Origin of the sequence: Thermogemmatispora sp., from assembly GCF_019683635.1 — a bacterium.
Classification (GTDB): domain Bacteria; phylum Chloroflexota; class Ktedonobacteria; order Ktedonobacterales; family Ktedonobacteraceae; genus Thermogemmatispora.
The window spans coordinates 1-23,505 of sequence record NZ_JADGIA010000005.1 but is presented as its reverse complement, the minus strand read 5'-3'; the positions used below and the strand labels follow the sequence as shown (position 1 = coordinate 23,505).

The 23,505-nt window shown below is 61.3% G+C and carries 17 protein-coding genes and 1 pseudogene; 8 read left to right on the top strand and 10 right to left on the bottom strand.

From position 1 onward, the window contains the following. Positions 1-14: 14 nt before the first annotated feature. Positions 15-236 carry a 50S ribosomal protein L31 gene (gene rpmE, locus IRZ31_RS01330; protein ID WP_052889984.1) on the bottom strand — a complete coding sequence of 74 codons (222 nt, stop codon included), beginning with the start codon at positions 234-236 and terminating at the stop codon, positions 15-17. Positions 237-690: 454 nt separating this feature from the next. Here rpmE and purB point away from each other — a divergent pair, with 454 nt between their 5' ends. The 3 genes from purB to fni all read left to right on the top strand — a co-directional run bounded on the left by purB (position 691) and on the right by fni (position 4,921). Beyond that, the gene (gene purB / locus IRZ31_RS01325; protein ID WP_297148723.1) at positions 691-2,004 is read left to right on the top strand and encodes an adenylosuccinate lyase; all 1,314 of its coding nucleotides are present in this window, start codon (positions 691-693) and stop codon (positions 2,002-2,004) included. A gap of 71 nt (positions 2,005-2,075) precedes the next feature. Then, positions 2,076-3,728, top strand: a complete 1,653-nt coding sequence (locus IRZ31_RS01320; RefSeq protein WP_297148721.1) for a hypothetical protein — start codon at positions 2,076-2,078, stop codon at positions 3,726-3,728. Then, positions 3,725-4,921, top strand: coding sequence for a type 2 isopentenyl-diphosphate Delta-isomerase (gene fni / locus IRZ31_RS01315; protein WP_297148719.1), 1,197 nt, complete (start codon positions 3,725-3,727; stop codon positions 4,919-4,921). Before IRZ31_RS01320 ends, fni begins: the two co-directional genes overlap by 4 nt. 66 nt (positions 4,922-4,987) lie before the next feature. On the opposite strand, the gene IRZ31_RS01310 is transcribed toward fni, so the two are convergent. Beyond that, a complete protein-coding gene (locus IRZ31_RS01310) occupies positions 4,988-5,698 on the bottom strand; it encodes a molybdenum cofactor guanylyltransferase (protein WP_297148717.1) in 711 nt (236 codons plus the stop codon). A 206-nt stretch (positions 5,699-5,904) separates the two neighbouring features. Further along, the gene (locus IRZ31_RS01305; protein WP_297148715.1) at positions 5,905-6,375 is read right to left on the bottom strand and encodes a hypothetical protein; all 471 of its coding nucleotides are present in this window, start codon (positions 6,373-6,375) and stop codon (positions 5,905-5,907) included. 302 nt (positions 6,376-6,677) lie between these two features. Here IRZ31_RS01305 and IRZ31_RS01300 point away from each other — a divergent pair, with 302 nt between their 5' ends. Continuing rightward, entirely contained in the window at positions 6,678-7,748 is a 1,071-nt protein-coding gene (locus IRZ31_RS01300) for a DUF1611 domain-containing protein (RefSeq protein WP_297148713.1), read from the top strand. A gap of 59 nt (positions 7,749-7,807) precedes the next feature. Here the strand turns inward: IRZ31_RS01300 and IRZ31_RS01295 are convergent, their stop codons facing one another. Beyond that, positions 7,808-10,267, bottom strand: a complete 2,460-nt coding sequence (locus IRZ31_RS01295; protein WP_297148712.1) for an endonuclease MutS2 — start codon at positions 10,265-10,267, stop codon at positions 7,808-7,810. Between the two features lie 602 nt (positions 10,268-10,869). Between IRZ31_RS01295 and IRZ31_RS01290 the strand changes: the two genes are divergently transcribed. From IRZ31_RS01290 to IRZ31_RS21325, 3 genes and pseudogenes are all read left to right on the top strand, one after another. Continuing rightward, positions 10,870-11,982: a hypothetical protein gene (locus IRZ31_RS01290; RefSeq protein WP_297148710.1), complete on the top strand. Its 1,113-nt coding sequence runs from the start codon at positions 10,870-10,872 to the stop codon at positions 11,980-11,982. 229 nt (positions 11,983-12,211) lie between these two features. Then, positions 12,212-12,712, top strand: a complete 501-nt coding sequence (locus tag IRZ31_RS01285) for a hypothetical protein (RefSeq protein WP_297148708.1) — start codon at positions 12,212-12,214, stop codon at positions 12,710-12,712. 27 nt (positions 12,713-12,739) lie between these two features. Then, positions 12,740-12,889: pseudogene (locus IRZ31_RS21325) on the top strand (zinc-ribbon domain-containing protein); the annotation flags it as partial. A gap of 553 nt (positions 12,890-13,442) precedes the next feature. Here IRZ31_RS21325 and lepB read toward each other — a convergent pair. Both lepB and IRZ31_RS01275 read right to left on the bottom strand, forming a co-directional pair. After that, entirely contained in the window at positions 13,443-14,297 is an 855-nt protein-coding gene (gene lepB, locus IRZ31_RS01280) for a signal peptidase I (protein WP_297148705.1), read from the bottom strand. A 250-nt stretch (positions 14,298-14,547) separates the two neighbouring features. Then, complete coding sequence (locus IRZ31_RS01275; protein WP_297148703.1) at positions 14,548-15,231, bottom strand: hypothetical protein; 684 nt, start codon at positions 15,229-15,231, stop codon at positions 14,548-14,550. Between the two features lie 500 nt (positions 15,232-15,731). Between IRZ31_RS01275 and uvrA the strand changes: the two genes are divergently transcribed. After that, entirely contained in the window at positions 15,732-18,947 is a 3,216-nt protein-coding gene (gene uvrA, locus IRZ31_RS01270; protein WP_297148700.1) for an excinuclease ABC subunit UvrA, read from the top strand. A gap of 131 nt (positions 18,948-19,078) precedes the next feature. Here the strand turns inward: uvrA and IRZ31_RS01265 are convergent, their stop codons facing one another. The 4 genes from IRZ31_RS01265 to IRZ31_RS01250 all read right to left on the bottom strand — a co-directional run bounded on the left by IRZ31_RS01265 (position 19,079) and on the right by IRZ31_RS01250 (position 23,089). Next, entirely contained in the window at positions 19,079-20,056 is a 978-nt protein-coding gene (locus IRZ31_RS01265) for an SMP-30/gluconolactonase/LRE family protein (protein ID WP_297148697.1), read from the bottom strand. Positions 20,057-20,378: 322 nt separating this feature from the next. Then, positions 20,379-20,687: a hypothetical protein gene (locus IRZ31_RS01260; RefSeq protein WP_297148695.1), complete on the bottom strand. Its 309-nt coding sequence runs from the start codon at positions 20,685-20,687 to the stop codon at positions 20,379-20,381. Positions 20,688-20,805: 118 nt separating this feature from the next. Further along, a complete protein-coding gene (locus tag IRZ31_RS01255) occupies positions 20,806-22,341 on the bottom strand; it encodes a hypothetical protein (RefSeq protein ID WP_297148692.1) in 1,536 nt (511 codons plus the stop codon). After that, entirely contained in the window at positions 22,322-23,089 is a 768-nt protein-coding gene (locus IRZ31_RS01250; RefSeq protein ID WP_297148689.1) for an ABC transporter ATP-binding protein, read from the bottom strand. The genes IRZ31_RS01255 and IRZ31_RS01250 overlap by 20 nt, the downstream gene beginning before the upstream one ends. Between the last annotated feature and the right edge of the window lie 416 nt (positions 23,090-23,505).

Here is a 23,505-nt window from a genome sequence, read left to right as displayed (position 1 = left end):
TCTGCCAACTGCCCTCACTTCATGGCTGCTTCTTCTTCCTGCAGGTTAAAGCGCTTGCGGAAGCGCTCCACACGGCCAGCTGTATCGAGGATGCGCTGCTGACCCGTGAAGAACGGATGGCACTTTGAGCAGATGTCGACCTTGAGCACCGGCTTGACGCTCATGGTCTGGAAGGTATTGCCACAGGAACAGACGACTGTGGCCTCGACATAGGTTGGATGAATCCCCTTCTTCATGACACAGACTCCCTAGTCATATTGACACGTAGGATTACTGGCGAGCACACTGGTATCGCGTACGCTGGTAGCGACACGATTGTAGCGAGAGGAATGGAGTACGTCAAGGCGCGGCGGCCCCGCTCGCTCGATCTGACGGGGCTTCTCCTGCGCTAGCGAGACCGCGGCCAGCCCCTGCCAGCCCGCTCCCGCAGATGGGGAGCTTTCCCTTTCCCTCTCCTTCCCCCGGACAGGATGGGTCACCCTGTCTTGCGCCGTGGGGATGGATGCCCGGGACTATTTTATCATAGTAACACAAATCTGGCGGGATTTATGCCCGATTCTCTCGATAGCCTCCGTCACTGCTAGCCCGTTGCTGCCGGCCCGCTCTGGCCCGCTCATGTGGTACACTGCACTTGGACAAGGTGATCTATTTCCGCCCGTGAGAGCGGTTAGAAGAGGAGGCACTTGCCCAATGATCGAACGCTACACCCTGCCGGAGATGGCCGCCATCTGGTCGGACCGGCATAAAACAGATACGTGGCTACGTGTGGAGCTGCTGGTTTGCGAGGGCTGGGCGCGCGAAGGCGTGATTCCTGCCGAGGCGCTGGAGAAGATCCGCCAGGCCAGTTACAATGCCGAGCGCATGCGCGAGATCGAGCGCGAGACGCACCACGACGTGATCTCGTTCCTGCGCTCGATTCAGGAGCAGTTGGGACCAGAGGGGCGCTTTATCCATCTGGGCCTGACGTCTTCCGATATCCTGGATACGACGCTGGCCGTGCAGATCAAGGAGGGCGGCGCGTTGCTGCTGGTCAGCCTCGATCGCTTGCTGGCCACGGTCGAGCAGCAGGCTCTCACCCATAAGTATACGTTGATGGTCGGGCGCACGCACGGTATCCATGCCGAGCCGCTCACCTTCGGGTTGAAGCTGGCGCTGTGGGTCGATGAGCTGCGCCGCGCCCGCCAGCGTCTGGAGGCCGCTCTGGCCGAGGCCGCTGTTGGCAAGATTTCTGGTGCAGTGGGCACGCATGCAACGGTTCCCCCACAGATCGAGGAGTTCGTGTGCGCCGAGCTGGGTATCGGGGTAGCACCGGTCTCCAGCCAGATTGTGACACGCGACCGCCACGCTCAGTTGATGACGGCAATGGCGCTGGTCGGCGCCTGCCTGGAACAGATGGCGCAGGAGATTCGCCATCTGCAGCGAACCGAGGTCGGCGAGGTTTTTGAGCCGTTTGCCTCGGGTCAGCAGGGATCGTCGGCGATGCCGCATAAGCGCAATCCTGAGCTATGCGAGCGCCTCTGCGGCCTGGCCCGCGTCTTGCGCGGCTTCGCGGTGACCGCGCTGGAGAATGTGGCACTCTGGCACGAGCGCGATATCAGTCATTCTTCGACGGAGCGCATCATTCTGCCAGATGCCTTTACGCTGCTGCACTATATGCTCCATATTTTCACCCAGGTGATGGCCGGCCTGGAGGTGGACACGCGCCGCATGCAGGCCAATCTCCAGATGACCGGCGGCCTGATCTTCTCGCAGCGGGTGCTGCTGGCGCTGATCGATAAGGGGGTCGGACGCCAGGAGGCTTACAAGATGGTTCAGCGCAATGCTCAGCAGGTCTGGCGCCTGGCCAGTGACGGCCCGATCCGCGGCCCGGCCCTCCTGGAGGCGCTGAGCAGCGACCCCGAGGTGACGCGCTACCTCTCGCCCGAGGAGCTGCAGCAGTTGATGCAGATCGATTACTATCTTCCCTATATTGACACGGCCTTCCAACGTCTGGGATTATCTTAGGCAGGGAGGCACCGGGCACTTTGCTGCGTCACGCATCGCTATCGATTTCTGCCCGGTGAAGGATCTGGCGTGTGACTAAAACATTGCTTGCCTCAACGGTCGAGCAGCCGCAGGTCATCTCTCGGCGCCACTGGCCTGTGCTGCTCGGCCTCGCCCTTGTGAGTGAGGGGCTGTATGTGCTCCTCTTGCTGGCGCTGCGTCCGATTGCGGGCCTGGGACTGGTCCCGACGCCGCTGCAGGCCCTGCAATCCTGGACCAACCTGGCCCTTCCCCCTTCGCGGGTTGGCGCCATAAGCCTGCTGCTGACCCTCTTGCTGGCGCTGACAGCCTGCTACGCCCTGGCCGGTTGGCGCTCCCTGACTGGCGATCATCCGGGCGGCTCAGGCTCGATGCTGGGCCTGGTGCTGGGACCTTCCTTACTCTTCGGTCTGACGCTTTTGTGCTTGCCGACGCTCTTTAGCGACACGGCCTTCGCCTCTTTATTTAGTGGGCGCCTGATCGCTCTCTACGGTCTTGCTCCCTGGCGAACGACTCCGCCCGCGCTCGTCTCCGATCCATACTGGTCCTGGCTCACACCGCTCACTCGCCATAGCCCCCTGGTCTACGGTCCCCTCTGGGAATGGCTCTGCGCCCTGCTCGCCCTCCTGCCGGGGGCCTCTTCGCCAGCGCTGGGCCTGCTCTTGCTCAAGGGCCTGCTGCTGCTAGCTCACCTGCTCAATACCCTTTTGATCTGGTCCCTGCTGGGACGGCTGGGGGCCTCACCGCACGCGCGCTTTACCGGCAGCCTGCTTTATGCCTGGAATCCACTGGCGCTCTTGGCTCTGGCCGGCGATGGACACAGCGAGGGCCTGCTCTTGACGCTGCTGCTGCTCGCCCTCTGGGGGCTGCTGGCCGGAGAGCAGGGGGAACGCTCACGGGCCGTTGCTCTGCTGGCCGAGGGAGGGGCCTTGGTGGCCCTCGGGCTGGCGGTCGCTCTCAGTCCGCTGGCTCTTCCGCTGTGGCCGCTGCTGGCTGGCTTCTCGCTCTGGCAGAGAGCAGCAGCAGGCTCCAGGTGGAGCAGGCTCTGGGCCTGGACCTGGCGCTTGCTGTTACCAGCCGTCGTGGTGCTGCTGCTAGCGCTGCCTTTGTGGCGCGGGGCCGACAGCTATCGCGCTATCATGGCTGCCTCTGGCTGGTACTCCTTTGCTCGCTCGCCCCTGGCGCTGCTGGTTCCTCCTCTTCGCTGGCTTTATACGCCTCTAGCCGTCCTGCTGGACTCGCCGCGTCACCGTCAGCCAGCTCAACCTGCCGAGCTAACGGTCAAAGGTGGGGCCCTCTTCTGCTTCACTCTGCTCTTCATCTGGCTCCTGGCCAGTATGTCCGCTCGGTTCCGCTCTCGACGCGATTGCCCGCCACTCATCTCACAATCCCTATCCTCGCTTATCACCTCATGCTTATTAGCGCTCGGAGCCTGGTTGCTGCTGCTCAGCTTCAATTTCTGGCCCTGGTATGCCCTGCCCGTCCTGGGACTGGCAACCCTGCGTCGCGGGGATGCTCTGAGCGGGGGCGCGCTCCTCTTCTCACTTACTGCGTTGCTCAGCTTCGCCTTGCTAGGGATCGGCAGTGCTCTCGGGCAAGCCCTGGAGGGATTACTCATCTTCCTGCCTCCTCTCGTCTATCTGACAGGAGCTTTTTTCTGGAGAGGAAGACGAGCTATTTTCAAGGAGGCGCAAAGCAGCACATGACAGACGAGATCAAACAGCGCAAGCTTGAACATATCACCGTGGCTTTAGAGGAAGGGATTGGTGTCAGCCAGCGGGCCGGTTGGGGTGATATTCACCTGGTCCACCAGGCGCTGCCCGAGATTGACTTGCAGGAGGTCGACACAACAGCCACCTTTCTGGGGCGACGCCTGGCCAGCCCAGTGGTCATTTCCGCTCTCACCGGCGGCCACCCCGAGGCTGTGACTATCAACCGCAACCTGGCACGGGCGGCGGAGCGCTACGGGCTGGCACTAGGAGTAGGCAGCCAGCGAGCTGCGCTGGTCAATCCTGACCTGGTCCCAACCTACGCTGTTGTCCGTGAGGAGGCACCCCATGCCTTTGTTATTGCCAACATCGGCGCACCGCAGCTGATCGACCAGGAACGCCATCCCGCCTTCACGCTCTCTCAGGTTGAGAAGGCCATTGTCATGGTCCAGGCCGATGCCCTGGCGGTTCACATGAACGCACTCCAGGAGGCGACCCAGGTCGAGGGCGACCGGCGCATGCGCGGTGTGGCCACAGCCCTGCGGCGGTTGACCGCGGAGATCGCGGTGCCGGTCATCGCCAAGGAGACAGGAGCCGGCGTCTGCCGTGAGCAGGCTCTGCTGCTGCGCTCCTGCGGGGTGGCCGCAATCGATGTAGGCGGGGCCGGCGGCAGCAGCATGTCGGCACTGGAGGCCGCGCGGGCCCGTGTCCACGGTGAGGCGCAGGCCCAACAAATCGGACAGCTCTACCGCGACTGGGGGATTCCGACGCCCATCGCTCTGGTGGAAGCTGGGGTAGCTGGCCTGCCGTTGATCGCCACCGGCGGTGTGCGCAGCGGGCTGGACGTAGCGCGAGCCATAGCGCTGGGCGCGACGCTGGTCGGGATGGGTTTCCCCTTTCTGAAGGCGGCCAGCGAGAGCTACGAGCGCGTCTGCGAGCTGCTGGAGCAGACACTGACGGAGCTGAAAATCGCTATGCAGCTGAGTGGTGCAGCCGATCTAGCGTCCCTGCGCCAGGTGGATGTGGTCGTCACTGGCGAGACGCGCGCCTGGCTCAGCTTGCGTGGCTTTGAGGAGGAGCTGCGGGCTTTGGCCAATCGCCGCGCCAGGACTGCCACCAACAGCGTCCCAGTGGTAGGGCCAGCACCGGAAGAGCGTCAGCGACCCTCGTCAGTCGATGGCCACAGCTGAGCGAGCCACATTTGCGCACAGCGAGGCTGTAGCCGTCTGCCTGCGCTCTCCCCTGCCTCCACTGACTCACTGGCCGCGGCCCTCGCTCAGCCGCTCTTCGAGGATCTGCCAGTCCTGGATAGTGTTGACGTTGAGGAACGAGCGCAGCTCGGGGTCGAGGGGCCGCAGCTCTTCCTCGCTAAGCCAGCGCACAGGGGCAACAGCGAGCAGACTGCGGGGATTGCGCTGGCCCCGGGCCAGCAGGGCGGCGATGGTGCTCACCAGGGAGCGAGGATAGCGTGCCAGCAAGACCTGCGGACGCTGTCCCACCAGGGGAACAGCAAGCCGTTCGTCATCAGCAGGCAGGCCGAGCAGCCAGGTCAGCAACTGAGGATGAAGCAGTGGCAGGTCGACGGCCAGCACCACAGCCTGCGGAGCCTGCATAGCGAGCAGGCCGCTATAGAGGCCCATCAAGGGACCCTGATCGGGGACAAGATCGACAACCAGACGCGCCGCCGCTGGGAGCTGGTCAGCATAGCGCGCGGCAGAGCTTTGATCGCGCACCACGACAAGCACTTCCGGTGTCTGCGTCAGAGCCAGATGAGCCAGGCGCCCGAGGAAAGTCTGGCCTTTCGCCTCAGCCGCCGGCAGCGGGAGCAGGGCTTTGTCATATCCCATGCGCTGACTGCGCCCGCCGGCCAGGATCAGACAGGCCGCGGCTGGCTGGCTGGGCGCAGAGGCTCGTTGAGGCACGGCAGGACGCAGCTTCTTCATCATCAGTAGGTGGGCATAGGTCATGGCGGGTTGCTCCAGGTCGGCCCGGACTCCATAGCTTTCCAGCCAAAAAAAGCCTCCCCCAAGCCCACGCCCAGCCGTGGCGAGAGCACGAGGGCAGGCCCGATGCGGTGGCTTTCTATTACGCTGGCGAGCAAACTAACTCACAAGCGAGTGAGCAAGCGAAGCAAAAAGGCGCTGGCGTTGGCCGTCACTCAGCGCAGCACTCCTCAGCGAGAGGCCGCGCGCGCCTTGGCCTTGCGGCGGCTGCTCTTCGGAATGTACTGCTGGCGCTGTCGATAGGCCAAAAAACTCGCCTGTTCTTGGGGGAACTTGCGCACCAGATAGACCACCCACCAGATCGCCCAGCCTACCAGCCAGAGCAGCCAGAGATAGCGCCAGACACGCCAGGCAAAGAAGTACTGATCCAGATAAGCACGGGCAAAGATCAGCGGATAGCCAACCAGGCAGATGGCCGCAAACCAGCTCAAATAGCGGTCCAGCATATACTTGATCACGGCCTGGTTCTTAAAGAAGCGCTTGCGGCCCTCGACTGCGTAGTAGAAGCAGATCAGCAGGCCGGCGGTACAGAAAATGAGCCAGGGCACATAGAAATGGAAGGCTTCGGGGCCTCCCAGGCCAGCGTTCTGTCCCGCCGTCCAGGGATCAGTGAAGAGCCAGCTAATCAGGTTAAAATTCATCGTGCTCCCTTCTGCTCCGAGCGAAGAATGAGTTCGCTGCGCTGCGCAGATATCAGCAGATATCAGAGGACATGATACCATGCTCGGGCAAAGGAGTCTAGAGGTTGTTGCCAGCCCTCTCCTGCCTTCTGGCCGGCTGGCGCTCTCTCCAGTGCAGGCAGGCTGACAGACAGATAGGCAGCCAGAGAGCGTGAGAGCGCGCAGGGCGACCGGTGGCGACCTCCTCTGATATAATGGAGAGCAAGCGGTCTCGGCACGCGCTTCTACGCTAGCCTATCCTAACGACAGCAAGGAGTCCCCTTATGTCTCCGACGCGACGCATCGTGATCATGGCCGAGGGCCATTTCGAGTGGCACTATGGTAAGACAGCCACGGGCATCATCCGCTACAGCCAGGACCCGGTGGTAGCTGTGATTGACAGCACACGGGCCGGACAAGATGCCGCCCAGGCGCTGGGTGGAGACCTCGGGCGCGGCATTCCTGTGGTGCAAGATATCCACGAAGCCTTGCGCTACCAGCCCACAACGCTCATCATCGGCGTAGCTCCGATCGGGGGTGACCTGCCGCGGGCCTGGCGCGCTCAGCTGCTCACCGCCATTGAGGCTGGCCTGGAGATCATCAGCGGCCTCCATTATTTCATCGCCGACGACCCCGAGTTGCGAGCCGCCGCCGAACGGCGCGGCGTGACCATCTGGGATGTGCGCCGCCCGCCTGATAAGAAAGTTGTAGCCGCCTACAAGCCGCATCGCCCCGGCAGCCACACGGTGCTCACCGTTGGCTCCGACTGCGCCACTGGCAAGATGACTGTCGCTATTGAACTCGATCGCGCCGCCCGCGCCCGTGGGCTAAACAGCGCCTTCTTCGCCACCGGACAAACAGGGATTATGATCGCCGGGCGCGGCCTGCCCGTCGACCGCATCATCAGCGATTTTATCGCCGGCATGGTCGAGGAAATGACGCTGGAACTGGCGGCTCAACACGATTGGGTCTTTGTGGAGGGCCAGGGTTCGATCAACCACCCCGGCTACTCACCGGTGACGCTGGGCCTGCTGCATGGCTCGCTCCCCGACGCCATGATCTTTTGCCACCAGGCCGGAGCTACCACGATCGAGGGTTATCCGCATTGCCCGTTGCCGCCTCTGTCGCGCCTGATTCAGATGAACGAAGAGGTAGTCAACTGGCTGCACCGTCAGCACAACAGCAAAGTGGTGGGTATCTCCCTGATTACGCGCGGCCTCTCCTTGCAGCAGGCCGAGGAGGCCATCCGCCGCACCGAAGATGAAACGGGCCTGCCAACCACCGATGTGCTGCGCTTCGGCCCGGAGAAGCTGCTCACGGCCCTGCTGCAGCACTTCGGCGCTGCAACCAGCTAAGAACGGGACGGACTGCCCGCTGTCTGCCCTTATGCCAGCTGGCGCCGGGCACCGCTGACTCAGGCGCTCAGGCTGACAATCGTCACGCCATCGCCGCCTTCGCGCGCCGGCGCCGGCTGATAGGACTTGACGAGCGGGTGCTTGGCCAGGCGCTCACGCACCGCTGAGCGCAAAGCGCCGGTCCCTTTGCCGTGGACAATGCGCACCGCCCCCAGGCCAGCCAGGGCGGCATCGTTGAGGTAGCTTTCCAGCTGCTCCAGCGCCTCCTCGACGCGCCAGCCGCGGATGTCCAGCTGCATGGAGACCTCGGAACGGTCCTCGGCGCGCGGCAGTACGATTGCCGGAGCCTGACGACGGCTCTGATGCTCAGCCGCCTGCCGTCCGCCGAGACGCCGCAGGTTCTCCAGCGGCACGCGGAAGCGCAAAGCTCCCATCTGAACCTCAGCCTCGCCTCGCTCGGGCGCCAGGCTCACCAGCTCGGCATTCTGACCGAAATTGAGCACCCGCACCAGATCACCAACCTGCAATGGTCCCTCGCTTAGCTCCTCCCGCTCCTCTCGCGGCTGGCTCTGAGCCGGCTCGGGAAGCAGCTCCAGCTTCTCGTCCAGCTGACGCACCTGGCGCCGCGCCTGATCGAGACGCTCGCGCGTCAGATTGACGCGGTGCACGTCTAGCTTGATACGCGCCAGCTGAGCCTGTACCTCCTCGACCTCACGCCGTGCGCGGGCCCGCGCCTCATTGAGGATGCGCACGCGCTCGCGTTCCAGGAGACGGCGCTCCTCTTCAAGCTGACGGCGCTGATGCTCGGCCTCAGCACGCTCCATGCTCAGACGGAAGCGCTCATCGGCCACGGCCTTGCGCTCGTGCTGCAGGCCCTCTAGCAGCGTCTCCATGCGCACGCCGGCGCTGCCCAGGAATTCCCTCGCCCGCGCGATGATCTCCTCATCGAGGCCCAGGCGACTGGCGATGGCCAGGGCATTGCTGCGGCCCGGTAGGCCAATACTGAGATGGTAGGTCGGCGAAAGCGTCTCGACGTCAAATTCGACCGAGGCGTTCACAGCCCCAGGCTGCTCATGGGCGAAGGCTTTCAGCTCGGTGTAGTGCGTTGTGGCTACCGTGGTGATGCGTCGCTCCAAAAGGAAGCTGAGGATGGCCCGGGCCAGAGCCGAGCCTTCGCTGGGATCGGTGCCAGCCCCCACCTCGTCGAGCAGGACCAAAATGGGCGGCACCTGCTCGCTGCCTCCGACGCTGCTGGCGATCAGCTCATGCGCGCCTTTGCCGCCGATAGCGGGCCGGCTGCGCTCATGCCAGTCTTCGATCTGGCGGATGATCTCGATGATTCGGCTCAGGTGCGAGGAGAAGGTGCTCAGGTTCTGCTCGATGCTCTGCTCGTCGCCAATGTCGGCAAAGACCTCCTCAAAAACGGCAATTTCGGAGCCGTCTTCGGCAGGAATATGCAGCCCGGCCTGAGCCATGAGGGTCAGCAAACCCACCGTTTTGAGGGCAACGGTCTTGCCGCCGGTATTCGGCCCGGTGATGACGACCATGAAGAAGTCGCGCCCAATGCGGAAGTCGATCGGGACAACACGCCCGCTCAGCAACGGGTGACGGGCACCGCGCAGCTCGATGCGCCCCTCATTGTTGAGGCGCGGCTCGCTACAGCGCAGCTGGCGACTGTAGCGGGCTTTGGCCAGGTGCAGGTCGAATTCTGCCAGGCGCTCGACCATCGCCGTCAGTGCCTCGGCCTCACGCCCAATCTCGTGAGAGAGTGTGCGTAAGATACGCTCGATCTCCTGCCGCTCTTCGATCTGCAACTGGCGCAGATGGTTGTTCATTTCGACGATGACCAGCGGCTCGACGAAGAGCGTGGCGCCACTGCTCGATTGGTCATGAACAATGCCCCGCACGAGATTGCGGTTTTCGACTTTGACTGGGACGACGTAGCGCTCGTTGCGAATGGTAATGATCGGCTCCTGGAGAGCGGGCGCCAGTTCGTTGACAATGGTGCGCAGCCGCTCTTGCAGGCGCTGGGTGGCGCTGCGAATGTCGAAGCGCAGGCGTCTCAGCAGAGGGCTGGCACTATCGAGGATCTCACCGTCTTCGTTGACGGTTTCTTCAATGCGCCGGATGAGGTGAGGCCGCTCAGGAATGGCCTCCCCCAGGCTCCGCAGAAGCGGGAACTCGTCGGGATCAAGCTTCTCCAGCAGACGCGCCACCTGGGCCGCGCTGCGCAGGGTATTGAGCACCTCCACCAGTTCGGTGGGCGTCAGTACCCCCTCACGAGCAGCGCGCGCAATCAGCGCCCGGATGTCACGCGCCGGCCCCACACTGGCATTGGCCTGGACGTCGAGCAGACGCACCGCTTCGCTGGTGTAGGCCTGCCGTTCCCGCACCTCTTCGAGACTGGTCGCTGGCTGCAGGGCCAGCACCAGCTCTTTGCTGGCGGAGAAACTGGCCTCCCGGGCTACTCGCTCCAGAATTTTGGGATATTCAAGCGTCTGAATACTTTTTTCGTGCATAGATGCCTACGGATACCTGTCAATACTCGCTGATAATGAGTTCTCTTGATGTCGGCCCCCAGTGCACCGCTTCCCTGTTCTTTCCACCTCTGTACGAGCAGGTCAGGGTAATCAGTACTGAACCGGGGCGTCAAAAAAATAAGATGGCTTTAGCATACCATACCATACAAACACGAGGGAACGGCGAAACTATGCCCGGTACCGCAGTACCCGGCAGCCCGGCAGATCCCCCCGCCCCTCCTGCGTCCCTCCAGCCCGAGCCAGAAGTCGCTGACACCTCCACCGCTACTATCAGCTCCAAGGGGCGAGAGCGCCCCCCGTCAGAGTCTCCTCTGCTCTTTTCTTCACCAGCCCCTGGTACTTTACCACCATGAAGCCCCTTTTCACACGGTAGAAGCTGAATCTTTGGATAGAATTGGTATTAGTAAAATTACATATTTTCATACATAGATTTAGCTAGCTATCTCTCAAGACGTTTCTCAGTGCGGAGTTGCCCGCCTCGATACAGGTGGAACGCCAACGAGGACGCCTGCATCTCCTGCGCTCGACGCTGAGTTGGGGCCTTGCTCTTCTTGAGAGACGGCGAGTTCACAGGAGGGTCGATGATGAAACAACATGGGTTCTTGCGTCTCCTGGTACTCTGTCTGCCGCTACTGTTGGTATTCCTGGCTGCCTGTGGCAGAGCCACCTCTGGCACAAGTTCCTCAAACTCTCCAGGGCCCCAGACCATCAAGATTACCATCGGCGATTTCTTTGTGCATTCGCCGCAGACCACCTTTGTGACTGGGGTTCCTTACCACTTTGTGGTGACCAACCAGGGCCAGCATCACCACGACTTTCTCATCATGCATCCCATGAACACCGAGACGATGGTGATGGATGAAGTCTATCAGCGTGCCCTGGTCTATATCTACAATATCGCCCCTGGCGAGAGCAAAACGCTCGACTTTACCTTTGATCACACCGCCCCTGCGGGTATGCTTGAATTCAGCTGTCATTACGGCGGTCACTATGAGGCTGGTATGCACCAGGCGATCGTCGTAAATGCCGCTCCAGGGAGCAGGGTGACCCCTTATCCCAATGATGGCATCCCGGTTCAGGCAGCAAGCACTGCCAATGTCAGTAGGACGTGCGATCAGCCGGTCAGTGTGATGATTCAAGGCAACGGCACTTTCGATCAGCGCAGTGTCTCGCTCAAGATGGGTGATACGCTCACAATCGTCAATAAGACGCAGGAGACGTTTACTTTAACGAGCAAGCCGGATGCTGGCATACGCTTCACCGTGGTTGACCCGAGAGAAACAGAGTATGTGCCCTTCCCCAAGGCTGGCACCTTCACCCTCTCCTCGCAGGAGCACCCTTCAGCTCAGCTGACCGTGCAGGTCTCGATGACGCCTGGAGTCACCTGCGGTTTCGAACCGGTGGCGACAGTCAGCTTTGATGCGGACTATACGCGCGCGAGCGACACCTATTTCTTCGTGCCCACCGCGGTCACCCTGAAAGAGGGGCAAAGCATTATACTATCGAACCTCTCCGACTACGATCTGACCTTCTTTGCTCAACCTGATCCGGGCATGGGTAACGTGGAGCTGCGCCGCAATGAACATCAGCTGATCTTCTTCAAGGAGGCAGGGACCTATACGATCGCCTGCAAGCAGTTCCCCAGCCAGCATTTCACAGTGACCGTGCAGGAAAACGGCGGCGACAACGACTGAGCCTGGCACCTGGGCTTTAACGCTCGCCGCCCGGGGTAGGGTGCAGGGAGGCACCCGCTCCTCCTCTCATTCTCGCTGGAAAGAGGCGGTCCTCTGACGTTTCTAATCTCCAGAGGCTTTTTGTTCCGTCTCCCTGGCTATAGCCGGACGAGTGTATAGAGAAGAGAGCATTGCACCATCACTGGCAGTGCTCTGACGAAATGGCACACTGCGGAGAGGAGTAGCTGTTATGATTCTTCATCTGGGCGAGGCGGTTTATTGGGGGAGCGTCGAGGTGATTTTTCTAGCCGGGACGATTACCGCTCTGGACGAGGAGCGTCAGACCGTAAGGATGCGGATTGAGCGGGCGACACCTAACGCGGCCCATCTGATCGGTCAGGAGGCCGAATTTTTTGCCGATGGCTTGGAGCCGTTGACGGCCCTGGGCGAGCTTCCCCCAGGTTTGACAGACCAGCCAGTGGCCGAGCGGCAGCCATTGCCGGCGATGGATGAGGCGGAGAAGCTACGCCGTGCCGCTGCCGCCGCCGTGCACCAGCTCTACGGCTATCACCGTCTACCAGCAGAACAGGAGCAGGCGCTCATCGCCGAGGTGCGGGCCATGCTGGAAGCTGACCCGGCCCTGCGTGCGCGGACGCTGGCGACGATGGACGAGATTCTACGCCTGGACTTTTTGGGCAGCCGCTCGACTCCTCCCAACTCTGATCAGAAGGAGGGGGGTGCCTCCTCCTAGCCCTCGTCGGTACAGACTCGATATGATATGCTCTATGCGAGAGGAGTGATGGCAAGCAGAGGAGGCAACTCGATGCGCCGTCACGCCGAAAACCGAGACGAGGTGAACACCGTGCAATGTCCGCATTGTTCCGCTCCCATCGCCCCGGCAGCGCAGTTCTGCCCCACCTGCGGCGCCGTTCTGGCCATGCCAGCCAGCCCTCAACCCGCCTTCCCTGGCGGCGAACCGGCTCCAGCTTGGGTGCCGCAGCAACTGGCCAGCCGTGGCGCCGCCGCTACTCCCGCACGCCGGCGGCATCGTGGCAGACGCTGGCTCCTCGGCTGTCTCGGCACGCTTGCTATCCTGCTCATTCTGCTTCTGGCTTCCTGGGCCTTCCTCATTCGCCCCACCCTGAACCGGCTGGCCAGGGAGCAGATCAATACGGCGCTCGATAACGCCGTTCAAGAGATCGACCCTACGCGCACCGCCCAGCTGCCTGGCGGCCCTGTACGTCTTAGCGAGACCCTCCTTAACAACCTGCTCACTCTGGCTCACTCGCCCAGCAGCCCTATGCAGGACGCTCACTTTACTGTCACTCCCAGCGCCATTACCCTCAACTTTACGCTCTATGGTCAGGCCAACAGCATTAGCGCCGTACCCCAGGTTAGCGCTGGTCAGCTACACGTCAGCGACCTCCACATCCAGGGTCCCATCAGCTGGATTCTCTCCGACGACGATCTCACCACGATCGTCAACCAGCACCTGGCCACAGCCCAACAGCGTCTACATCATCCGGTGCTGGCCGTCGCGCTCCAAAATCACGCCGTCGACCTGCTCCTTGGTCCCCCTTCCAGCGCCAATGGTTCGCCTGCTCCCATCCTCCTCGCCGTCGCCCACGTCCGAGGATAGGCGGCATGGGGAAGAGCAACAGCGATAGCAGCAACTGATCTGGCTGCACTGGCACGGGGTGGGAGGAGGCAGAGAGCCGCGTCAGCGCTGCCGGGGGCAGCTGGCTGGCGCTCTGGCGCTGGTGGACCTCGGCAAAGACCGAGGAGACATCGGGAAGGAAACCATTATTATCCTGTCCCAGGGGCCAGTAGACGAGGGCCGCGCGTCCGATGATATTCTTACGCGGCACGAACCCCCAGTCGCGCGAGTCCGAGCTGCCCGCCCGATTATCCCCTAACACAAAGTAGCTATCGGGCGGCACAACACGATTAGAAAAGGAAGGATAGGGGTTGCCCTGCCGACGCGGATCAACGTAGGTCTCATGGAGGGTCACACCGTCGACGATGACCGTTGTTCCCTGAATCGTGATCACATCGCCTGGGATGCCGATGATACGCTTTACATAATCCTGACTGGGATTGGGAGGGGCAACGAAGACAATCACATCACCGCGCGCTGGCGCATGGAAGAGGTACGACCACTTATCGACGAGGATCAGCTCTTTGTCATGGAGGTTCGGCTCCATGCTCATGCCTTCAACGTAGAAATTCTGGATAGCAAAGCGAATGATGAAGAACATCAGCCCCGTGAGGACGAGGGTCTCGATCACTTCACGGACCAGACGCCAGCGCTTCTCGAAATCAAGCTCCGGATTCATGCGAACTCCCGGCGCTAGACACGCCAGTGTGCTCAGGGTATTTCAGCCAGTACTATTATAAGGCACCGTGATGGCCAACTCTAGAGTACGGGAGCGCCCTCCCGCAAGGTGAGAGGCCGTGACAGGCTCTCCCGCCCGACTCTGCTCCTGATCATCTTCCCTCCTCCTTTCGGGCTATGCCCCTGGACAGAGAGATCACCGCTGTGCCTGGCAGGCAGCAGGCCAGAGCGGCCCAACGCTGGTTGGTCCTTTAGTTGAGGAAGTGAAAAGATTGGAGCATTGGGATAAATGCGCTCCGAGAGAGCTGTTGATAGCGCGCCTCTGGCACGACAATGTAGATGCTGAAGAGCCTGGTCTGCGCTGCATGAGCGGGATGGTTGGTTGCCAGCAAAACAATCTCCATGCGGATCTGCTGCCCCAGGATCTGGACATCGCCCGTGGCTCCCTGCTGCTGCCAGGTCTGGCCTCCGACAGTAGCAGTGGGTGCCAGGCTCACCCTCTTGAAGTTCTTGTAGAGGCCGCTTTTCTCAAAGGTGTCCAGGCTCACGCTGACGGTCTCTTCTGGCGAGGTGGCTGCATTGGGATTGGGAACGACCTGCACTGAAAGTGTTGCGCTGTCGGCCTCGTGGCTGAATTCAACACTGCTGCCAGCGGGACTGACCTGCCACTCTGGTAGATAGCCGATGCTGAAGCCGTCGCCCTGGTAGAGCCTGAGTTGCACCCCTCCAGGCACCGTGATCAGACCAGCAGTCGGGCTGGCGCTGGCCCGCGCCCCTGCACCCGGTGTGGCGGCAGCGGAGCTATTGCTCCCTCCTCCACAGGCGACTACTATCATAGCAAGGGCTACCAGGGAGATGAGAAGAGAGAGAGGCACATGGCTGGCGTGGCCGCGAATGAGTCGTCGTCGACAGGCGGAGCAGGCGGGTCGAGACATAGCACACCCCCATTCCTCATAGAAATCACCGCCGCTTCTCTGCGTTTTCAGCGCATCGAAGCGCTGCATCTCGAAGAAGCTGGCTTGTGCGACAGGTTGCGCAACGGGCGTTATTATAGCATATCCTGGCCAGCCTGCAGAAGAGAATTTCTGGCTACCACCCACGGCCTCACACCATGTCATCAATGGCTGCCCAAGAAGAAAACTGGGCCGTGAGCCAGACCGCTTCCAGGCCGCCCTGACGAAAAACGATCAGGTCCTTCTGACTTGACGCAGCAGGTCCTGTGTTGTACCCTGATAGCAATATGGAACGTTTGTCTTAGTCCAATGGCTCGTAGCCCCCGCCCGCCTGCCCAGGACCAGGACCTCATTCCCCAGGACAGGACTTCTTGAGCCAACCGCAGCGCAGTCGATCTGTTGAAGATACAGTCAGGCAACTTTACATCCAAAGAGACAACACAGAGAAAAGAAAAGAAAAGAGAAGCTTGGGGATCGCAACAGTGGATAAGATTGTTATCCGTGGCGCACGAGAACACAATCTGAAGAATATCGATCTCACTATTCCTCGCGACAAGCTGGTGGTCATCACTGGGTTGTCAGGCTCCGGCAAGAGCAGCCTGGCTTTCGATACCATCTTTGCCGAGGGCCAGCGCCGCTATGTCGAGTCGCTCTCGGCCTATGCTCGCCAGTTCCTCGATAAGATGGATAAGCCCGATGTCGACCACATTGATGGGCTGTCACCCGCGATCTCAATCGATCAGAAGGGGGCAACCCACAACCCACGGTCGACGGTCGGCACGGTGACGGAGATCTATGACTATCTGCGCCTGCTCTATGCCCGCGTCGGGCATCCTCATTGCCCGCGCTGCGGGCGCGAGGTGAGCCGCCAGACCGTCCAGCAGATTGTTGACGCGATCTTGCAGCTGCCCGACGGGGCGCGCATCATGTTGCTGGCCCCGCTGGTGCAGGGACGCAAGGGCGAGTATAAGCATATCTTCGAAGAGATGCGCCGCTCGGGCTACGTGCGCGTCCGCGTCGATGGCACTATCTATGATCTAAGCGAGAACATCGAGCTAGATAAGCAGAAGAAGCACACGATCGAGGTGGTGGTCGATCGCCTGGTAATTCGCAAGGCGGGACGACGCCCCGCCCCGAGCCTGCTGACCTCCAGTCAGACAGATAGCCAGTCGGAGGCGCTCCTGGCTCCTTCAACAAGCGAGCGGCCAGCGCTGCGTCGCGTGGCTGAGGAAGCGGTCCCCTATGCCTTGCCTTCGCGCTCCCCTGTAGACCAGGATGGCAAGGAGGGCGGGCCAGGCTCTGCGCAGGCAACGGCTCCCGCAGAAGAGGAGGCGGCGCCCCTGGCCGAGCAGGATGAGGTGGATGCGGCTTTCCGCCAGCGCCTGACCGATTCGTTGGAGACCACCCTCAAGCTGGGCAACGGCGTGGCCCTGGTCTCCATTGTCGGCGGTGAGGAGGTGCTTTTCTCAGAGCGCTTCGCCTGCGTCTACTGCGGTATCAGCCTGCCAGAGATCGAGCCGCGCACCTTCAGCTTCAACAGCCCGCACGGCGCCTGCCCGGCCTGCACGGGCCTTGGAACACAGCGCGAGCTGGACGCCGAGCTGTTGGTGACGAATCCCGACCTGACAATCCACGAGGGCGCCATTGCCCTCTGGAGCAAGATGATCAATGGTAGCCAATGGGAGTCGGCCAAGCTGGAGGCGCTGGCGAAGCGCTTTCAGATCGATCTCGATTGCCCCTGGCGCGAGCTACCGCCCGAGCAGCAGCAATTGATCCTCTACGGTACCCAGGAGCCTCTGACGATTCGCTATACGCCCCAGCACGGCCAGACGCGCTCGTATACGGTGACCTTTGAGGGGGTGATCCCCACGCTGGAGCGCCGCTATCGTCAGACGGAGAGCGAGCTGATCCGCGAGGAGATCGAATCGTATATGTCGACGCGGCTCTGCCCCGAGTGCCGGGGAGCCCGTCTGAAGCCGGAGGCACTGGCGGTGACGGTCGGCGGGCGCAATATTGTGCAGGTGACGCGCCTCTCGGTGAAGCAGGCTCAGCGCTTCTTCCTGGAGCTGGATGCCGGTCCGGCCCCTTCCCTGGGGGTACAGCCGTTGACTGGCGGTCACAGCGAGGACGGCGAGCCGCGCGCGCCAGATCCACTGGCCCCGATCCCTCCCAATGAGCCGCTGGTCAAGGTGCGCTTGAGCGAGCGCGAACGGTTGATCGCCCGTCAGATCCTCAAGGAGATCCGCGCGCGCCTGCAGTTTTTAGTCGACGTGGGCCTGGACTACTTGACTCTGGACCGCACAGCGATGAGCCTCTCGGGCGGCGAGGCCCAGCGTATCCGCCTGGCGACCCAGATCGGTTCAGGGCTGATGGGTGTGCTCTATATCCTGGATGAGCCAAGCATCGGTCTCCATCAGCGCGATAACCATCGTCTGATCCAGACGCTTTTACGCCTGCGCGATCTGGGCAACACGGTGCTGGTCATTGAGCACGATGAGGATACGATGCGCGCCGCCGACTACATTATCGACATCGGCCCAGGCGCGGGCGAACACGGTGGCCAGGTTGTGGCAGCAGGCACTTTCGACGAGGTGGCCGCTCATCCGCAATCGTTGACAGGCGCCTACCTCTCGGGCCGGCGCCGCATCGCCACTCCCACCCAACGGCGGCCTGGCAATGGCCACTTTCTGACCATTGTGGGCGCTCGCGAAAATAACCTGAAGAATATTACAGTGCGCATCCCGCTGGGCAAGCTGGTAGCCATTACCGGCGTCTCCGGCTCCGGCAAAAGCTCGCTGATGATCGATATTCTTTATCGTAAACTGGCGCAGGCGCTCAACCGGGCCCACGAGAAGCCGGGGGCCCACGATCGTATCGAGGGCATCGAATACCTGGACAAGGTGATCGACATCGATCAGTCGCCGATCGGACGCACACCGCGCTCGAATCCGGCAACCTATACGAATGCTTTTACGGGCATCCGTGATCTGTTCGCCCAGGTACCCGAGGCGCGTCTGCGCGGTTACCAGCCGGGTCGTTTCTCCTTCAACGTCAAGGGGGGACGCTGCGAGGCCTGCAAGGGCGAGGGCATTGTGCGCATCGAGATGAACTTCTTGCCCGATGTCTATGTGCCCTGCGAGGTCTGTCAGGGGAAGCGCTATAATCGCGAGGCGCTGGAGATCCGCTATAAGGGGAAGAACATCGCCGAAGTGCTGGATATGACCGTCGAGGACGCCATGCACTTCTTCGAGCACGTGCCGACGGTCTACAGCAAGCTAAAGACGCTCTACGATGTTGGTCTGGGCTATATCCGCCTGGGTCAGCCAGCGACGACCCTCTCCGGCGGCGAGGCCCAGCGCGTGAAGCTGGCGACGGAGCTGTCGCGCCGCGCTACGGGCCGGACCCTCTATCTACTGGATGAACCAACGACTGGCCTGCACTTCGCCGATATCGAGCGTCTGCTGAATGTCCTCCAGCGCCTGGTGGACGCCGGCAATACAGTACTGGTGATCGAGCACAACCTCGACGTGATTAAATGTGCGGACTGGATCATCGATCTGGGACCAGAGGGCGGCGAGGCCGGAGGTGAGGTAATCGCCGAGGGAACGCCCGAGGAGGTGGCCATGCAGGAGCGCTCTTACACCGGCCAGTTCCTCAAAGAAATCTTTGCCCGCGAGGGCCGGGAGGCCAGTGTCTAAGCAACCACTCACACCTCTCCCGGCTCTCACGCTACGCTCTCTCTGTTTCGCTCAGCGCTGGCTCCAGGCAGCCAGCTCTGTAGCGGGGAGCGGTCGAGCCGTCACCTTAGCCAGCGCGCAGGTATGTGCCGTTAGCTTGTCCAATGGCGCATCGGCAGTCCAGGTACGGGTGAGCGGAAGGTGGGCAGGCGCGACATCACTAGCGAGCCTATGTAGACGGTCCGCAGGTCAGGCCCTCCAAAGGTGATGCTGGTCAGCGACTGCAGCGTCTGCCCGGCGCAGGCGGCCATGTCGGCAGGGGTGGCTGTACCGCTGGCCACTTTCTCTTCGAACGTCGAGAGGACCTCTTCGTTAGCCTCCTCAAAGACAACGTGATAGTCGCCGTCGGTGGTGATAATGCCCAGGCCGTTGCGCAGCGGGGTCGTCACCCAGACGTTGCCCTCGGCATCAAAGGCAAAGCCATCGACCACGGCCCCCACGCCGAGGCCATCGGGGCCAAAGACCTCCTTGTCGGTCAGGCTACCATCGGGCTGAACGCGGAAGCGCAGGATGCGGTTCTTCATGGTCTCGGCAACATAGAGAAACTCCTCTTTGGCGTCGAGACGGATCTCGTTGGTGAAATAGATGCCATCGTAGACGATACGGGGTCCCTTCTCATCTAGCAGCACAATATAGCCATCGGGGCGCGGCTGTGCTGCGGCGGGCCACCACTGCTGTTCCCGCGTCGAGAAGGCCAGCCAGAGGCGATCTTTGCTATCGATGAAGACGTAGTTGGCGCAGGTGGTGGGCACCCCATCGATCTCGGTCAGGACATCCTCGCTGTGACCATCGGGATAGAGGCGCTGGATGCGACCGTTGCCGATATTGGCGATGTAGAGTGAGCCATCGCGGGCCATCGCCAGACCATTCGGCTCACCTCCCAGCCCGCCGAAGAATTGCTGGCTGCCATCGGGAGCAATGCGCATGACACCGCCGCGCCCGTCCGAGGTCCAGAGGGTGCCGTCCGGCTGGGCGATGATCGACTCGGGGCGAACAAGATCGTGACCGGTGTAGGTGAGAGCGCTCAGTTCAAGGCGAAATTCCTTGATAGGAGGATGGCTGTCGCTCATGATGCTTACTCCCTTTCTTCTTTGAAGAGGGTCCTACTGCCTGGGCCAGTCATTTATCGCCACAGATGACGGCCCTGGTCATGGCGCCCTTGCTGGCCTCAGAGGCAGTAACTGATGAAGAGGGGCCACGGCTTCATTCTGTGACAGATTGTATACTATCGTCTCATGTTGATGCAATGGGCAATGGATTGGAGTAAGATGAGGCCCGGTCTCGGCTGGGCTTCTCAAAGCCCAGTCCAGCCCTCGCAGCGGAAGCTGCAGTACAGTTAGCCCGTACTGCAGCCGGGAGAACGCAAGAGGACCACCACGAAGGTGCGAGCAACTAGCTATCTGAGTTGGTGCTGCCTCCCGTAAGCCGCTTCCTGATCCCCAGGAGCCAGGCCAGGCAGGCACAGAGGAGGGCCAACACGATCCCGAGGGGTAAGATGTTGTTCAACTGCAGCGCCAGCTGGAAAGATTGGCCTCCCTCCAGCTCTGCAAGCGGCAGCGAGAAGAGTGCTAGATGTAGCGACTGGGCCGTGAGGATCTCATAGACGATCAGCCCACCCACTCCCAGGAGCAGCAGGAGCAGGGCCATGAAGACCCCGAATAGGAGGCACTCAAGCGAATACCTGACAAGCCGGATGACCATTGCAAGTATCTCCTTTGCGCCAGTCCAGTGGACCAGCTCAAGCACAGCAAAGCTATAAGAAATTTCATCAGCTTCCGCACGAGGATTTGGCCAGAGCCTGTACTCCGGCCATCGGATTTCAACCGCGCTCTTGCCGCAGGCGGGCAGTTCCCAGCCAGAGACTGCCTCTGTAGAGCGCCAGCACCAGAAGCAGGGCAGCGGCGATCTCGATCAGCATCTGGACTATGGTTCCACCCGGCAGACTATGCAACATCTCCTGTATATGGAGATATAACATTGAGAGGGGCACATCTATCAGTAAAAGTACCGCTCCTACTGTCAGCGTGCTCAGCGGATCATCAGTCGAGTAAGGCAAGAGAATTCCCATGACGAAGCAGAGCGGCGGTAGCAAGAGAGCAGGCGGCAGCCAGAGCAGCATGAGATCAGGGTGCCCGGCTACCAGCAGCAGCACCAGCGTCGCCAGTGACCAGAGGACGAAGGTGAGCACCAGGCAAGTCCAGAACTTGGCGGACAGCAAAAGGTGCAGCTCTAGCGGTGTCGCTGCCAGCACACGATAGGCTTGACGATCGCGCCCCCACGAGGTCTGGCTCAAGCTAGCCAGTAACGGTAAGAACACGGGAGGGGCCACCTGCGCCAGCAGCAAGAAGAGGAGAGGATTCGCCGTGCGCGTCAGCAGGAGACCCACCAGCGCGGCCAGCCAGATCCCGAAGACCGTCACGCTATCGATCACCAGGTAGTCATAACGGCAGAGACTTTTCAGCTCGTAGGCACAGGACGCCCACCACAGCCGTGGGGTAAAGGGCAGCCAGCGCAAGGGCGCCCACTGGCCTCGCGTGCCCGTCGTTAACCGCTCACAGCGCACCAGTAGGAGGCCATAGAGCGCCCCTGTCAACAGCGCCCCCGTCAATAGCAGGCCCACACCAGCGAGGACCGCCTCCGGGTGCGGCTCTAGCACAAGCGCCATCCATCGAACTGGCAGGAGCAGCGTCCAGGCAGGCAGGCCCTCCGGCGGGACCGAAGTCAACGTGAACAGGGGCAGATCCAGCAGTACCAGACCCACGACCAGGCCCAGCCCGAGTATGCTGAGGCGTATGCCAGGACGCTCTCTACCGAAGAGGCGCAGCGCCCCATAGAGCATGGCCTGATGGAAAGCCAGCGTCAGGAGATCATAGCAGAGAAGGGCGAGCACGAGCGCCAGCACCAGCTGTAGAGGCGTAATCAGACCCAGGTTCACCAACGCCAGCCATGCCGGTCCCCAGAGCAGACTCTGGATGACCATCAGCATCAGCAGACCGGGCAGCAGAAGACCAACACGCAGCTGCAGCGAGGAGAGCGGTAGCGGCAGCATCATGCGCCTCAGCCGCGTATCGTCGGGCGACAGCATGATCACCAGGGACAGAATCATAAAGGAGAATACGAGGAAGAGATTACACAGACTGAGCATGACCAGCGGCCTCAGTTGCTGCACCAGGCCATCACCCACCAGCAAGCTTTCACCAAGCTCATGGAAGAAGCCATAAGCCAGCAAACCAGTTAAAGGGAGTGCCAGCAGCAAGAGAGGGAGGAGCAGCCATAGTCCTGGCATGCGGCGCAGCAGCTGGGCCAGGCGATGGCGCCAGGTTGTTATCACTAACCTAGAAACGTGCCAGAACATGATCAAGCTCCTCATCCTGTTGGCCCAGGCCAAGGGCCTGCAGAAAGGCCTCTTCCAGGTTGGCAACAGCATAGTGCTCCAGCAAGGACTGCGGCGCCCCCTGGGCCACCACCCGGCCCCGATGGAGCAGGATCACCTCATCGCAGAGGTCCTGAGCCATGAGCAGGTCATGTGTGGAGACCAGCACGCCTACTGCGCGTTCTCGCAGACGACGCAACAGACGCTTGACCAGAATGGTGATCTCGGGATCAAGGCCCGAGAGCGGCTCATCGAGCAAGAGCAGACGTGGTTGATGGAGCAAAGCGGCAATGATCTGCAGCTTTTTACGCTGGCCGTGTGAATAGGTCTCCAGGAGATGGTGAGCCTTCTCTTCAAGGCGCAGCAGGGCCAGATATTCCCCGACCAGGCTCCACTGTTCTTCAGAGAGACGATAGATGCGGCGTAGAAACTGAAGATATTCGAGGCCCGTCAGGTGATCGATCACTTCCTGGGAGTCGGGGACAAAGCCAAAGAAGGACTTCTTGCGCGGGGGCACGCGCTGAAGCTCTTCGCCATTGAGAAGGATGGTGCCAGTAGTGGGTGGCAGCAAGCCGACGAGCATCGAGAGCAGGGTTGTTTTGCCGGCGCCGTTGGGGCCAAGGAGGCCGACAATCTGGCCCGCCGGTACCGCGAATGAAACGCTATCGACGGCGGTGAAGGTGCCGAAGCGCCGGCTGAGCTGGCGCACTTCGAGCAGCGGTGCTTGCATCCTGCTTGTTTTCCTCCTTTATGAGCATGAGATAACGCTTGCTCCAGCTCTGACTGCTAGCAAGGTAGGGGAAACGCTTCCTTAACGCCTGTTGCGTCGCTGCCACCTCTGACCGGTCCGGCTCTTCAGGCAAAGTCTGCTCTCTTGAGCTTGCTCTCTACCGAGTTGTCCTGGCTCCCCCTTAGACATTTCACTCTTTTGTTTAAACGTCTCTCTCTCGCTTTTTCCAAACGTCAGTACCGGCGTCCCGAAGCGGAGATCGCCAGAGCAGCTTTCTCTAAGACGATAAAATTCACTCTTTGGAAACAGCGCTTCCCCGATAATGGAATGTCCAATATAGCTATGAAAATTGAAATATAGAAATTTTTACCTTATAATCTCCTGCAGAGGAACTGCTCTCTTCACCAGGCCATTGC

Excerpts from the sequence above, each read along its gene's own strand:
- IRZ31_RS01255 (WP_297148692.1), bottom strand. The coding sequence starts at position 22,341 with ATGTTCTGGCACGTTTCTAGGTTAGTGATAACAACCTGGCGCCATCGC.
- IRZ31_RS01290 (WP_297148710.1), top strand. The coding sequence starts at position 10,870 with ATGATGAAACAACATGGGTTCTTGCGTCTCCTGGTACTCTGTCTGCCG.
- IRZ31_RS01260 (WP_297148695.1), bottom strand. The coding sequence starts at position 20,687 with ATGGTCATCCGGCTTGTCAGGTATTCGCTTGAGTGCCTCCTATTCGGG.
- rpmE (WP_052889984.1), bottom strand. The coding sequence starts at position 236 with ATGAAGAAGGGGATTCATCCAACCTATGTCGAGGCCACAGTCGTCTGT.
- IRZ31_RS01305 (WP_297148715.1), bottom strand. The coding sequence starts at position 6,375 with ATGAATTTTAACCTGATTAGCTGGCTCTTCACTGATCCCTGGACGGCG.
- IRZ31_RS01285 (WP_297148708.1), top strand. The coding sequence starts at position 12,212 with ATGATTCTTCATCTGGGCGAGGCGGTTTATTGGGGGAGCGTCGAGGTG.
- IRZ31_RS01275 (WP_297148703.1), bottom strand. The coding sequence starts at position 15,231 with ATGTCTCGACCCGCCTGCTCCGCCTGTCGACGACGACTCATTCGCGGC.
- IRZ31_RS01300 (WP_297148713.1), top strand. The coding sequence starts at position 6,678 with ATGTCTCCGACGCGACGCATCGTGATCATGGCCGAGGGCCATTTCGAG.
- IRZ31_RS01295 (WP_297148712.1), bottom strand. The coding sequence starts at position 10,267 with ATGCACGAAAAAAGTATTCAGACGCTTGAATATCCCAAAATTCTGGAG.
- purB (WP_297148723.1), top strand. The coding sequence starts at position 691 with ATGATCGAACGCTACACCCTGCCGGAGATGGCCGCCATCTGGTCGGAC.
- IRZ31_RS01265 (WP_297148697.1), bottom strand. The coding sequence starts at position 20,056 with ATGAGCGACAGCCATCCTCCTATCAAGGAATTTCGCCTTGAACTGAGC.
- IRZ31_RS01310 (WP_297148717.1), bottom strand. The coding sequence starts at position 5,698 with ATGACCTATGCCCACCTACTGATGATGAAGAAGCTGCGTCCTGCCGTG.
- IRZ31_RS01250 (WP_297148689.1), bottom strand. The coding sequence starts at position 23,089 with ATGCAAGCACCGCTGCTCGAAGTGCGCCAGCTCAGCCGGCGCTTCGGC.
- lepB (WP_297148705.1), bottom strand. The coding sequence starts at position 14,297 with ATGAATCCGGAGCTTGATTTCGAGAAGCGCTGGCGTCTGGTCCGTGAA.
- fni (WP_297148719.1), top strand. The coding sequence starts at position 3,725 with ATGACAGACGAGATCAAACAGCGCAAGCTTGAACATATCACCGTGGCT.